The following is a 12,943-nucleotide window of genomic DNA, read 5'->3' on the forward strand; positions in this document are numbered from 1 at the left end:
AAAGAAGAGGAATAAATAATGAATGTAGTACGTTTTGCACCATCACCGACAGGGTTTGTACACATAGGAAGTCTAAGGACTGCTCTGTACAACTATCTTTTTGCAAAGAAAACAGAAGGGAAATACCTTCTGAGAGTTGAAGACACAGATCAGACGAGGCTTGTTGAAGGAGCCCTTGAAGGGATGCTCAGCGCAATGTCATGGGCAGGTATAAATCATACGGAAGGCGTGATGATGGATGAAAATCATCAGGTATTTCAGAAGGGTGAGAACGGACCATACATCCAGTCTCAGAGGCTTGACATATACAGAACCTATATACAGCAGCTGCTTGATTCTGGACATGCATATTACTGCTTCTGCAGCAGGGAGAGGCTTGATGAGCTCAGAGAAGCACAGAAGGCTGAAGGCAACACCGCAAAATATGACGGTCATTGCAAATCGCTTACAAAAGAGCAGATAGAGGAAAATCTCAGAAACAACGTGCCGCATGTAGTAAGACTCAAGCTGCCTGAAAATTATGACATAACCTTCAACGATATAGTAAGAGGCCAGGTTACGGTAAACACGAATGACATAGATGACCAGGTGCTCATGAAGACAGACGGGTTCCCGACCTATCATATGGCAGTAATAGTAGATGATCATCTTATGGGAGTGACACATGTAATAAGAGGTGAGGAATGGCTGCCTTCAACTCCAAAGCACGTATACCTTTATGAAGCATTTGGATGGGAAGCTCCAACTTTTGTTCATCTTCCGAATATACTGAACCAGGACAGAAAGAAGCTCTCAAAGCGTCAGGGAGACGTAGCGGTTGAAGATTTCAGAAGAAAAGGATACCTGAAGGAAGCGCTTGTGAACTACGTGGCTCTGCTTGGGTGGTCGCCGGATGACAATCAGGAGATATTCACGATGGAGGAGCTTGAGCACGCATTCAACCTTGAAAAAGTTTCAAAAAGCGGCGGCGTGTTCGATGTTGCAAAGCTTAACTGGATGAATAATCAGTATATAAAGGCACATGATCTGGATGAGCTTACTGAGCTGTGCACACCTTTTGTGGTTGAGGCAGGGCTCATGACTCAGCAAGAAGCAGAAGCAAGAAGAGCTTGGCTGAGACTGGCTGTTGAAACTGTAAGAGAGTCTATGGATTATCTTCTGATGTTCCCTGAAAAGATAAAGCTTCTCCTCGAAGAACATATTGGCAGCATAGAGCCGGATGCCATGGAATTCATGAAGCTTGAGCATATGGCCCAGCTTGCGGATGCAGTCGAAGCAAAGATATCATCAGCAGATGAAGTGACTGAAGAATTCGTGGGAGCCATGTTCAAGGAAATACAGAAGGAATTCGGAATAAAAGGCAAAAATCTGTTCATGGGAACTAGAGTACTCCTTACAGGTCAGATGCACGGCCCGGACATAAACAAGCTGCTTACTCTTCTGGGAAAAGATAAATTACTCATCAGAATAGAAGAAGCAAGAAAAAATCTGTAAATTTTCAATATATGAGATGACAAATACCCCCGCTGACAAACCGGCGGGGGATTAAAATTTATATGAGTCAGATAGAAGAGGAGCAAAATGTTTGATTTAGGCAAGATACTGATATACAAGGCAGTCATACACACATTTAACAGAGAGCGAGAATATCCTGTATACTCCACATATGAAATAGACCACGAGGAAGAGCTTACGTTCGAAATTATAAGAAAAAATCTGGAGAAGATACACGGGTCCTCAGAAATGAAATGGGCATCCTTTGGAGAGGCTTCGGTTGTAGAGAAGATGATGGAGAATCTGGATGCAGACCTCAACCTGTTTATGGAAGTAACGAAAGACCTGAGCTACATGATACACAAGAACATTTATGAAAACAGCGAAGCCCTTCCATCGTGTGATATTGCCTTCATACTTTTTGAGATGGATGAGGTAATGTATTTCGGATGCATAAAATTCAATCACAAGGATCTTCTTGTAAGGAGGCTTGAAGAGACAAGGGACGGAGCCATTGCCATGATAGCAAAGAGCAACGATCTTTATCTCACGCCAAAATCCAAAACTGAAGAAGGATTCATAGTGCATCTCAAGTTCATGGATATTGCGCTCCTGGACAAAAGCTACACGGTAAAGGGAGAAAAGCAGAACTTTTTTGGAGATCTCGTACTTGGTCTCAGCAGCGGCATGTCTGAAAAAGAAAAACTCAAGGCATTCAATCAGGTAAACAAGAGAGTACAGGAAAAATTCATAGGAGAAGACCTTCAGCAGAAAGCTCAGATAAAAAAAGCCATATCAGACACCATAGTAGAAGAAGGAATCATTGAGGTTGAAAAGGTTCTTGACAGAGCATTTGAAGATGGTCAGGAAGTAAAAGGCATATACAGAGAGGCCCTGAAAAAAGCCAACCTGGATAAAGCTGAAATAAAAGTCGGAGAGGTAATGGCAAGGAAATTCGACAGGCAGAAAATAATCACAGGAAATGGAATAGAGATATCCATACCCGTGGACTACTATCAGGATATCGATAAAGTCGAAATCACAGCCAACAGTGACGGAACCATAAACATAATAGTAAAGAATATAGACGAGTATAAATCTGTCTAACATAGACGTAATTCTTGAAAATCAAAGACGTGCATCACGAGTAATCAAGCTCTGATGCACATTTTTTAACTGAAAAACCAGGAAAATTCAAATGAAAACCAAAAAAATATTGACGGATTAAGTATGAGATGGTATATTAATATACGTCCTCAAAAACGGACTGACAGAAACACGAAGAAGTAAATGACAGCTTAATGAAAAATGACCCATCGTCGAATGAGGCAGTTCGAAGCTTGAAGATGAAAAAAGTGTTGACAAAAAAGTTACAGAGTGATAGTATATAAAAGCACCGAAAAGCTCTCAGAGCCAAGCGGTCAGCCGGAAAACAGAATAAGATATTTTGAAAAAAATATTGACAAAGAAAACTTTCTGGAGTATACTAATAAAAGTCATCAGATGGTGACAGAAAATTCAAAAAATGAACCTTGAAAACTAAACAGCAGAATATACAAACCATTTAGATGAGAGCCTTCGGGTGATCATCAAAAAAAAGAAACAAACCGTAATTTCAATTTATTGAGATAACAAAATAGATATGTCGGATGTTTAATCCGGCCAGTCAAACCATTAAATTTAAGAGTTTGATCCTGGCTCAGGATGAACGCTGGCGGCGTGCTTAACACATGCAAGTCGAGCGGAGCTCAAATGCGGATCCCCTTCGGGGGTGAAACATCTGAGCTTAGCGGCGGACGGGTGCGTAACGCGTGGGTAATCTGCCCTTGTCACCGGGATAACACATCGAAAGGTGTGCTAATACCGGATGAAATACAGACCTGGCATCGGGACTGTATCAAAGTCATGCGGACAAGGATGAGCCTGCGTCTGATTAGCTTGTTGGTGGGGTAAAAGCCTACCAAGGCGACGATCAGTAGCCGACCTGAGAGGGTGATCGGCCACACTGGAACTGAGACACGGTCCAGACTCCTACGGGAGGCAGCAGTGGGGAATATTGCACAATGGGCGCAAGCCTGATGCAGCAACGCCGCGTGAGTGATGAAGGCCTTCGGGTCGTAAAACTCTGTCCTAAGGGAAGATAATGACGGTACCTTAGGAGGAAGCCCCGGCTAACTACGTGCCAGCAGCCGCGGTAATACGTAGGGGGCAAGCGTTATCCGGAATTACTGGGCGTAAAGGGTGCGTAGGTGGCCTGACAAGTCAGGGGTCAAAGGCAACGGCTCAACCGTTGTAAGCCCTTGAAACTGTCGGGCTTGAGTTCAGGAGAGGAAAGCGGAATTCCTAGTGTAGCGGTGAAATGCGTAGATATTAGGAGGAACACCAGTGGCGAAGGCGGCTTTCTGGACTGATACTGACACTGAGGCACGAAAGCGTGGGGAGCAAACAGGATTAGATACCCTGGTAGTCCACGCCGTAAACGATGAGTACTAGGTGTCGGCCCTAAGGGTCGGTGCCGCAGTTAACACATTAAGTACTCCGCCTGGGAAGTACGCTCGCAAGAGTGAAACTCAAAGGAATTGACGGGGACCCGCACAAGTAGCGGAGCATGTGGTTTAATTCGAAGCAACGCGAAGAACCTTACCTAAGCTTGACATCCCTCTGAAAGCCCCTTAATCGGGGCCCCTCTTCGGAGCAGAGGTGACAGGTGGTGCATGGTTGTCGTCAGCTCGTGTCGTGAGATGTTGGGTTAAGTCCCGCAACGAGCGCAACCCTTGTCTTTAGTTGCCAGCAGCTTGGCTGGGCACTCTAGAGAGACTGCCGAGGATAACTCGGAGGAAGGTGGGGATGACGTCAAATCATCATGCCCCTTATGCTTAGGGCTACACACGTGCTACAATGGCTGTTACAAAGGGTTGCCAAGCCGCGAGGTGGAGCTAATCCCATAAAGACAGTCTAAGTTCGGATTGCAGGCTGAAACTCGCCTGCATGAAGCTGGAGTTACTAGTAATCGCAGATCAGAATGCTGCGGTGAATGCGTTCCCGGGTCTTGTACACACCGCCCGTCACACCACGGGAGTTGGGGGGGCCCAAAGTCAACTATCCAACCGTAAGGGGGAAGTTGCCTAAGGCAAAACCAATGACTGGGGTGAAGTCGTAACAAGGTAGCCGTATCGGAAGGTGCGGCTGGATCACCTCCTTTCTAGGGAGAAACTATTCTGCTGTTTAGTCTTGAGGGTTCATCTCTCAAATAATATTCAATGACCAGTGGGGGCTTAGCTCAGCTGGGAGAGCACCTGCCTTGCACGCAGGGGGTCAAGGGTTCGATCCCCTTAGTCTCCACCATTAAAACATTGAATATATTGTACCTTGAAAACTGCATACCAATTAAAAGAAACACATCTTTTAATTCCAGAATATAAATTACAGATGATACGCAAAGACGAAGAAAGAAATACAAATATACTAATCACCCTAAAAGTTGATAAAGTTATGTAGGTCTGAAATCCGTCAAAGGTAACACAAACTGTAATTTCATCGAGAAAAAAACAAAACAGTTAAAAATATCTATTATTTTTAACAACAATTCTTAAGTTGATTGCAAAATCATCAATAGATTTAAAGACGGCGAAAGCCGAGAGCGGGTGAGAGTCCCATAAAGAGAAACCAAGATTTACAAGACAGTCGAGGCGAGTGAACAAACGAGTGAAGGCGCGTACTATCGTACGTAACTGAATGAGAGCGGAGCTCAACAAAGAATGTCGCAGTAAATATTGATTTATATAGGTCAAGTTATTAAGAGCGTAAGGTGGATGCCTTGGCGCCAGGAGCCGATGAAGGACGTGGTAAGCTGCGATAAGCTTCGGGGAGGTGCAAGCAACCTTCGATCCGAAGATTTCCGAATGAGGAAACTCATACAGGGTAATGCCTGTATATCTCTGCATGAATACATAGTGCAGTGAGGGGAACCCGGAGAACTGAAACATCTAAGTACCCGGAGGAAAAGAAAGAAAACTCGATTCCCTAAGTAGCGGCGAGCGAAAGGGGAACAGCCTAAACCTGATCGGTTTTCCGGTCAGGGGTTTTGGACACCATCATGGAATAGAGGTATCATAGTAGAAGAGCTTTGGAAAGAGCCGCCGCAGAGGGTAACAGCCCCGTAAACGAAATGAGAAGACTTCCAGGTGTATCCAGAGTACCACGAGACACGTGAAACCTTGTGGGAAGATAGGGGGACCACCCCCTAAGGCTAAATACTACCTGGCGACCGATAGAGAATAGTACCGTGAGGGAAAGGTGAAAAGAACCCCGGGAGGGGAGTGAAATAGAACCTGAAACCTTATGCTTACAAGCTGTAGGAGCACGTTAATGTGTGACTGCGTACTTTTTGTAGAACGGGCCAACGAGTTGCGGTATTGAGCAAGGTTAAGGACTTCTGGTCCGAAGCCGTAGCGAAAGCGAGTCTTAACAGGGCGAAAGTTCAATGCTGCAGACCCGAAACCAGGCGACCTATCCATGGTCAGGTTGAAGTTTCCTTAATCGGAAATGGAGGACCGAACCCACGCACGTTGAAAAGTGCGGGGATGAACTGTGGATAGCGGTGAAATTCCAATCGAGCCTGGAGATAGCTGGTTCTCTCCGAAATAGCTTTAGGGCTAGCGTCGAGGTTAAGATTGCGGGAGGTAGAGCACTGAATGTCCTAGGGGCCCTTTGGGTTACCGAAGACTATCAAACTCCGAATGCCCGTACATCATACTCGGCAGTCAGACTATGGGTGATAAGGTCCATGGTCAAGAGGGTAACAGCCCAGACCGTCAGCTAAGGTCCCAAAATATATGTTAAGTGGAAAAGGATGTGGGATTGCACAGACAACCAGGATGTTGGCTTAGAAGCAGCCACTCATTTAAAGAGTGCGTAATAGCTCACTGGTCGAGTGGTCCCGCGCCGAAAATTACCGGGGCTCAAACATATTACCGAAGCTACGGATTCTCCGTAAGGAGAGTGGTAGGAGAGCGTCGTATACAGGCTGAAGCTGTACCGTAAGGAGCAGTGGACAGTATACGAGTGAGAATGTTGGCATGAGTAGCGAGATGGGGGTGAGAATCCCCCAGGCCGAAAACCCAAGGTTTCCTGAGGAAGGTTCGTCCTCTCAGGGTTAGTCGGGGCCTAAGCCGAGGCCGAAAGGCGTAGGTGATGGACAACGGGTGTAGATTCCCGTACCACCAAAGATCGTTTGAGCAATGGGGTGACACAGAAGGATAGCAGAAGCGCGCTGTTGGTTATGCGCGTCCAAGCGTCAAGGCAGTACCTGCAGGCAAATCCACAGGTACAATGCCAAGGCGTGACGGGGAGTGAAATTAAGTAACGAAGTCTGCGATTTCACGCTGTCAGGAAAAGCCTCTAGTTAGATCAAGGTGCCCGTACCGCAAACCGACACAGGTGGGTGAGGAGAGAATCCTAAGGCCAGCGAGAGAACTGTTGTTAAGGAACTCGGCAAAATTACCCCGTAACTTCGGGAGAAGGGGTGCCTGAGAAATCAGGCCGCAGAGAATAGGCCCAAGCGACTGTTTACCAAAAACATAGGTCTCTGCAAAACCGCAAGGTGAAGTATAGGGGCTGACGCCTGCCCGGTGCTGGAAGGTTAAGGGGATCTGTCAGAGCAATCGAAGCAGTGAACTTAAGCCCCAGTAAACGGCGGCCGTAACTATAACGGTCCTAAGGTAGCGAAATTCCTTGTCGGGTAAGTTCCGACCCGCACGAAAGGCGTAACGATTTGGGCACTGTCTCAACAACAGACTCGGTGAAATTGTAGTCCCGGTGAAGATGCCGGGTACCTGCGACAGGACGGAAAGACCCCATGGAGCTTTACTGTAGCTTAGCATTGAATTTAGGCAATACATGTACAGGATAGGTGGGAGGCTAAGAAGATGGGACGTCAGTCTCGTTGGAGCCGCCGTTGGGATACCACCCTTGTATTGTTTGAGTTCTAACCACGACGAGTGAATCCTCGTCTGGGACACTGCTTGGCGGGCAGTTTGACTGGGGCGGTCGCCTCCTAAAGAGTAACGGAGGCGCCCAAAGGTTCCCTCAGCACGGTCGGAAATCGTGCGAAGAGTGTAAAGGCAAAAGGGAGCTTGACTGCAAGACATACAGGTCGAGCAGGGACGAAAGTCGGGCTTAGTGATCCGGTGGTACCGAGTGGAAGGGCCATCGCTCAACGGATAAAAGCTACCCTGGGGATAACAGGCTGATCTCCCCCAAGAGTCCACATCGACGGGGAGGTTTGGCACCTCGATGTCGGCTCATCACATCCTGGGGCTGTAGTAGGTCCCAAGGGTTGGGCTGTTCGCCCATTAAAGTGGTACGCGAGCTGGGTTCAGAACGTCGTGAGACAGTTCGGTCCCTATCCGTCGCAGGCGTAGGAAATTTGAGAGGAGCTGACCTTAGTACGAGAGGACCGGGTTGGACGCACCTCTGGTGCACCAGTTGTCACGCCAGTGGCACAGCTGGATAGCTATGTGCGGAATGGATAAGTGCTGAAGGCATCTAAGCACGAAGCCACCCTTAAGATAAGATTTCCCATCCGTAAGGAGTAAGATCCCATGAAGACTACGTGGTTGATAGGCTCAAGGTGGAAGTGCAGTAATGCATGCAGCTTATGAGTACTAATAGATCGAGGACTTGACCAAAATTTACCTGGAAGAAAAAAGAAGCGAAGCTTTAGATTGGCATGCAGTTTTGATGGTACATCCATCCAAATTAATATGGTTGCAATAGAGTAGGAGATACACCTGTTCCCATTCCGAACACAGAAGTTAAGCCCTGCATCGCTGATAATACTTGGAGGGCAGCCTCCTGGGAAAGTAGGACGTAGCCAATTTTTTGTTCCGAAGTAGCTCAAAGGCGGAGCACTCGACTGTTAATCGATAGGTTGTGGGTTCGAATCCCACCTTCGGAGCCAAAAAACATGCCGGAGTGGCGGAACAGGCAGACGCACAGGACTTAAAATCCTGCGATTAGAGATAATCGTACCGGTTCGACCCCGGTCTTCGGCACCATATTTCAACAAAAAACTTAATAATTCATAATATCGCGGGGTGGAGCAGTTGGTAGCTCGTCGGGCTCATAATCCGAAGGTCGTAGGTTCGAATCCTGCCCCCGCAACCAAAAAAATTTCTTTCCAGTAAGGCCCCTTGGTCAAGCGGTCAAGACACCGCCCTTTCACGGCGGTAACAGGGGTTCGATTCCCCTAGGGGTCACCAATATGGGATCATAGCTCAGCTGGGAGAGCACCTGCCTTACAAGCAGGGGGTCACAGGTTCGAGCCCTGTTGGTCCCACCATATATATGCGGTCCGGTAGTTCAGATGGTTAGAATGCCAGCCTGTCACGCTGGAGGTCGAGGGTTCGAGCCCCTTCCGGATCGCCATTATATAAATGAATAAAAAAGAGTTTAATATGCTGGCATGGCTCAACGGTAGAGCAGCTGACTTGTAATCAGCAGGTTGTAGGTTCGATTCCTATTGCCAGCTCCATATTAAATGCGGTTGTGGCGGAATTGGCAGACGCACCAGACTTAGGATCTGGCGCCCAGTGCGTGGGGGTTCAAGTCCCTCCAACCGCACCACTACGCGGAAGTGGCTCAGTGGTAGAGCATCGCCTTGCCAAGGCGAGGGTCGCGGGTTCGAATCCCGTCTTCCGCTCCAAAAATGCGGTAGCATAATATATCATATCATGTGTTTGTAGCTCAGTCGGATAGAGCACCGGCCTTCTAAGCCGGGTGTCGGGGGTTCGAATCCCTCCAGACACACCATTAAGTTGGGGATTCGCCAAGTCGGTAAGGCACCAGGTTTTGATCCTGGCATTCGTAGGTTCGAGTCCTGCATCCCCAGCCAGGACCCATTAGCTCAGTCGGCAGAGCACCTGACTTTTAATCAGGGTGTCCCGCGTTCGAGTCGCGGATGGGTCACCATTTTATATTTCAGTAACATCCGGAGAGGTGTCCGAGCGGTTTAAGGAGCTGGTCTTGAAAATCAGTGACTCAGTAATGGGCCGTGGGTTCGAATCCCACCCTCTCCGCCAAAACTGCCCAGATAGCTCAGTCGGTAGAGCAGAGGACTGAAAATCCTCGTGTCGCTGGTTCGATTCCGGCTCTGGGCACCATCTGAAATACAGAAAAACAAAATATACAAATCCTATTATGGCGGCATAGCTCAGTTGGCTAGAGCGTTCGGTTCATACCCGAAAGGTCACAGGTTCGAATCCTGTTGCCGCTACCATGTGGGGGCCTTTAGCTCAGTTGGTTAGAGCGCCCGGCTCATAACCGGTAGGTCCGGAGTTCGAGTCTCTGAAGGCCCACCATCCTTTCAAAAGGATGACATAGCAAAAAATGATAATCGAGGTGTAGCGCAGTTTGGTAGCGCACGTGGTTTGGGACCATGGGGCCGGGAGTTCGAGTCTCTCCACCTCGACCATTTTCATTTTGATTGATCAATGGTGGGTATAGCTCAGTCGGTTAGAGCGCCAGATTGTGGCTCTGGAGGCCGTGGGTTCGAATCCCATTACTCACCCCACTAAATCAGAATATCAGTAATATGGCGACATAGCCAAGTGGTAAGGCAGAGGACTGCAACTCCTTCATCTCCAGTTCAAATCTGGATGTCGCCTCCATATTAAAATGCGGTTGTGGCGGAATTGGCAGACGCACCAGACTTAGGATCTGGCGCCCAGTGCGTGGGGGTTCAAGTCCCTCCAACCGCACCATTAATTAAAATTGACCTTTAGAGGTCAATTTTTGTATGAACCTATATTTAAGATATGTGCCCATAGCTCAGCTGGATAGAGTGTTTGGCTACGAACCAAAAGGTCGGGGGTTCGAATCCCTCTGGGCACACCATTCGCATCAATCTCGCAAGGACTTGCCTCGAGGTTGGTGCTTTTTTATATGATGAAGCGGAGCTTCCATATGCTGGAGACTTCATTATTAAAGTCATTAATTATTTATACAATGACATATTAAAAATAGGGAAAATAGTATTGACAAAGATTGCATATGGTGGTATTATAATAAAGCTTCATAAAAACAGTTTTTACAAAATTATCAGCACTGGAAAAAAATACAAAAAAACAAAAAAACGTGTTGACAAAATTTAAAAACAAGAGTATACTAATAAAAGTCGCCGGGAGATAAACTTGAACGCGACAACACAGAAATATGAACCTTGAAAACTAAACAGCAGAATATACAAACCATTTAGATGAGAGCCTTCGGGTGATCATCAAAAAAAGAAACAAACCGTAATTTCAATTTATTGAGATAACAAAATAGATATGTCGGATGTTTAATCCGGCCAGTCAAACCATTAAATTTAAGAGTTTGATCCTGGCTCAGGATGAACGCTGGCGGCGTGCTTAACACATGCAAGTCGAGCGGACTTATTATTCAACACTGAGAGCTTTATATAAAAAGCCAGCGTAATTGTGAATTTCAACCTTGGTTTTCAAGGGTAGAAGAAATTCGCATTCGCCAAAAGTGCTTACACAGCCCCTGACGGGGATAGAGCCTTGAGTGTTGAATAATAAGTTAGCGGCGGACGGGTGCGTAACGCGTGGGTAATCTGCCCTTGTCACCGGGATAACACATCGAAAGGTGTGCTAATACCGGATGAAATACAGACCTGGCATCGGGACTGTATCAAAGTCATGCGGACAAGGATGAGCCTGCGTCTGATTAGCTTGTTGGTGGGGTAAAAGCCTACCAAGGCGACGATCAGTAGCCGACCTGAGAGGGTGATCGGCCACACTGGAACTGAGACACGGTCCAGACTCCTACGGGAGGCAGCAGTGGGGAATATTGCACAATGGGCGCAAGCCTGATGCAGCAACGCCGCGTGAGTGATGAAGGCCTTCGGGTCGTAAAACTCTGTCCTAAGGGAAGATAATGACGGTACCTTAGGAGGAAGCCCCGGCTAACTACGTGCCAGCAGCCGCGGTAATACGTAGGGGGCAAGCGTTATCCGGAATTACTGGGCGTAAAGGGTGCGTAGGTGGCCTGACAAGTCAGGGGTCAAAGGCAACGGCTCAACCGTTGTAAGCCCTTGAAACTGTCGGGCTTGAGTTCAGGAGAGGAAAGCGGAATTCCTAGTGTAGCGGTGAAATGCGTAGATATTAGGAGGAACACCAGTGGCGAAGGCGGCTTTCTGGACTGATACTGACACTGAGGCACGAAAGCGTGGGGAGCAAACAGGATTAGATACCCTGGTAGTCCACGCCGTAAACGATGAGTACTAGGTGTCGGCCCTAAGGGTCGGTGCCGCAGTTAACACATTAAGTACTCCGCCTGGGAAGTACGCTCGCAAGAGTGAAACTCAAAGGAATTGACGGGGACCCGCACAAGTAGCGGAGCATGTGGTTTAATTCGAAGCAACGCGAAGAACCTTACCTAAGCTTGACATCCCTCTGAAAGCCCCTTAATCGGGGCCCCTCTTCGGAGCAGAGGTGACAGGTGGTGCATGGTTGTCGTCAGCTCGTGTCGTGAGATGTTGGGTTAAGTCCCGCAACGAGCGCAACCCTTGTCTTTAGTTGCCAGCAGCTTGGCTGGGCACTCTAGAGAGACTGCCGAGGATAACTCGGAGGAAGGTGGGGATGACGTCAAATCATCATGCCCCTTATGCTTAGGGCTACACACGTGCTACAATGGCTGTTACAAAGGGTTGCCAAGCCGCGAGGTGGAGCTAATCCCATAAAGACAGTCTAAGTTCGGATTGCAGGCTGAAACTCGCCTGCATGAAGCTGGAGTTACTAGTAATCGCAGATCAGAATGCTGCGGTGAATGCGTTCCCGGGTCTTGTACACACCGCCCGTCACACCACGGGAGTTGGGGGGGCCCAAAGTCAACTATCCAACCGTAAGGGGGAAGTTGCCTAAGGCAAAACCAATGACTGGGGTGAAGTCGTAACAAGGTAGCCGTATCGGAAGGTGCGGCTGGATCACCTCCTTTCTAGGGAGAAACTATTCTGCTGTTTAGTCTTGAGGGTTCATCTCTCAAATAATATTCAATGACCAGTGGGGGCTTAGCTCAGCTGGGAGAGCACCTGCCTTGCACGCAGGGGGTCAAGGGTTCGATCCCCTTAGTCTCCACCATTAAAACATTGAATATATTGTACCTTGAAAACTGCATACCAATTAAAAGAAACACATCTTTTAATTCCAGAATATAAATTACAGATGATACGCAAAGACGAAGAAAGAAATACAAATATACTAATCACCCTAAAAGTTGATAAAGTTATGTAGGTCTGAAATCCGTCAAAGGTAACACAAACTGTAATTTCATCGAGAAAAAAACAAAACAGTTAAAAATATCTATTATTTTTAACAACAATTCTTAAGTTGATTGCAAAATCATCAATAGATTTAAAGACGGCGAAAGCCGAGAGCGGGTGAGAGTC

Annotated in this window: 2 protein-coding genes, 23 tRNA genes and 4 rRNA genes; all 29 read left to right on the forward strand. The window is 47.4% G+C overall.

Features of this window, described 5'->3' with window-relative positions; genetic code table 11:
• Positions 1-18 precede the first annotated feature (18 nt).
• The 29 genes from gltX to AC4PGZ_RS02090 all read left to right on the forward strand — a co-directional run bounded on the left by gltX (position 19) and on the right by AC4PGZ_RS02090 (position 12,635).
• Positions 19-1,494 carry a glutamate--tRNA ligase gene (gene gltX / locus AC4PGZ_RS01950; protein WP_492159411.1) on the forward strand — a complete coding sequence of 492 codons (1,476 nt, stop codon included), beginning with the start codon at positions 19-21 and terminating at the stop codon, positions 1,492-1,494.
• A gap of 87 nt (positions 1,495-1,581) precedes the next feature.
• Positions 1,582-2,601, forward strand: coding sequence for a nucleoid-associated protein (locus AC4PGZ_RS01955; protein ID WP_492159412.1), 1,020 nt, complete (start codon positions 1,582-1,584; stop codon positions 2,599-2,601).
• A 569-nt stretch (positions 2,602-3,170) separates the two neighbouring features.
• Positions 3,171-4,696, forward strand: a 16S ribosomal RNA gene (locus AC4PGZ_RS01960).
• Between the two features lie 67 nt (positions 4,697-4,763).
• Positions 4,764-4,839 (forward strand) — tRNA-Ala (locus AC4PGZ_RS01965).
• A gap of 440 nt (positions 4,840-5,279) precedes the next feature.
• Positions 5,280-8,183 (forward strand): 23S ribosomal RNA (locus AC4PGZ_RS01970).
• A gap of 74 nt (positions 8,184-8,257) precedes the next feature.
• Positions 8,258-8,374 (forward strand): 5S ribosomal RNA (rrf, locus tag AC4PGZ_RS01975).
• The 16S, 23S and 5S rRNA genes sit together here with 22 tRNA genes alongside, the layout of an rRNA operon.
• A gap of 6 nt (positions 8,375-8,380) precedes the next feature.
• A tRNA-Asn gene (locus tag AC4PGZ_RS01980) sits at positions 8,381-8,455 on the forward strand.
• A gap of 8 nt (positions 8,456-8,463) precedes the next feature.
• Positions 8,464-8,552, forward strand: a tRNA-Leu gene (locus AC4PGZ_RS01985).
• A gap of 33 nt (positions 8,553-8,585) precedes the next feature.
• Positions 8,586-8,661 (forward strand) — tRNA-Met (locus AC4PGZ_RS01990).
• 20 nt (positions 8,662-8,681) lie between these two features.
• Positions 8,682-8,756, forward strand: a tRNA-Glu gene (locus AC4PGZ_RS01995).
• Positions 8,757-8,760: 4 nt separating this feature from the next.
• Positions 8,761-8,836: transfer RNA gene (locus AC4PGZ_RS02000), tRNA-Val, on the forward strand.
• A gap of 9 nt (positions 8,837-8,845) precedes the next feature.
• A tRNA-Asp gene (locus tag AC4PGZ_RS02005) sits at positions 8,846-8,922 on the forward strand.
• A gap of 31 nt (positions 8,923-8,953) precedes the next feature.
• A tRNA-Thr gene (locus AC4PGZ_RS02010) sits at positions 8,954-9,028 on the forward strand.
• A gap of 8 nt (positions 9,029-9,036) precedes the next feature.
• Positions 9,037-9,120 (forward strand) — tRNA-Leu (locus AC4PGZ_RS02015).
• 4 nt (positions 9,121-9,124) lie between these two features.
• Positions 9,125-9,199: transfer RNA gene (locus tag AC4PGZ_RS02020), tRNA-Gly, on the forward strand.
• Positions 9,200-9,229: 30 nt separating this feature from the next.
• Positions 9,230-9,306, forward strand: a tRNA-Arg gene (locus AC4PGZ_RS02025).
• Between the two features lie 6 nt (positions 9,307-9,312).
• A tRNA-Gln gene (locus AC4PGZ_RS02030) sits at positions 9,313-9,388 on the forward strand.
• Between the two features lies 1 nt (position 9,389).
• A tRNA-Lys gene (locus AC4PGZ_RS02035) sits at positions 9,390-9,465 on the forward strand.
• A gap of 21 nt (positions 9,466-9,486) precedes the next feature.
• Positions 9,487-9,575: transfer RNA gene (locus AC4PGZ_RS02040), tRNA-Ser, on the forward strand.
• A gap of 5 nt (positions 9,576-9,580) precedes the next feature.
• Positions 9,581-9,656 (forward strand) — tRNA-Phe (locus tag AC4PGZ_RS02045).
• A gap of 39 nt (positions 9,657-9,695) precedes the next feature.
• Positions 9,696-9,772: transfer RNA gene (locus AC4PGZ_RS02050), tRNA-Met, on the forward strand.
• 5 nt (positions 9,773-9,777) lie between these two features.
• Positions 9,778-9,854: transfer RNA gene (locus tag AC4PGZ_RS02055), tRNA-Ile, on the forward strand.
• 36 nt (positions 9,855-9,890) lie between these two features.
• Positions 9,891-9,967 (forward strand) — tRNA-Pro (locus tag AC4PGZ_RS02060).
• A gap of 22 nt (positions 9,968-9,989) precedes the next feature.
• Positions 9,990-10,066: transfer RNA gene (locus tag AC4PGZ_RS02065), tRNA-His, on the forward strand.
• A 23-nt stretch (positions 10,067-10,089) separates the two neighbouring features.
• Positions 10,090-10,163 (forward strand) — tRNA-Cys (locus AC4PGZ_RS02070).
• A 9-nt stretch (positions 10,164-10,172) separates the two neighbouring features.
• Positions 10,173-10,256, forward strand: a tRNA-Leu gene (locus AC4PGZ_RS02075).
• Between the two features lie 56 nt (positions 10,257-10,312).
• Positions 10,313-10,389 (forward strand) — tRNA-Arg (locus tag AC4PGZ_RS02080).
• 468 nt (positions 10,390-10,857) lie between these two features.
• Positions 10,858-12,492: ribosomal RNA gene (locus AC4PGZ_RS02085) — 16S ribosomal RNA — on the forward strand.
• A gap of 67 nt (positions 12,493-12,559) precedes the next feature.
• Positions 12,560-12,635, forward strand: a tRNA-Ala gene (locus AC4PGZ_RS02090).
• The last annotated feature ends 308 nt before the right edge of the window (positions 12,636-12,943 follow it).

It is taken from the genome of Proteocatella sp. QWL-06 (assembly GCF_058684135.1).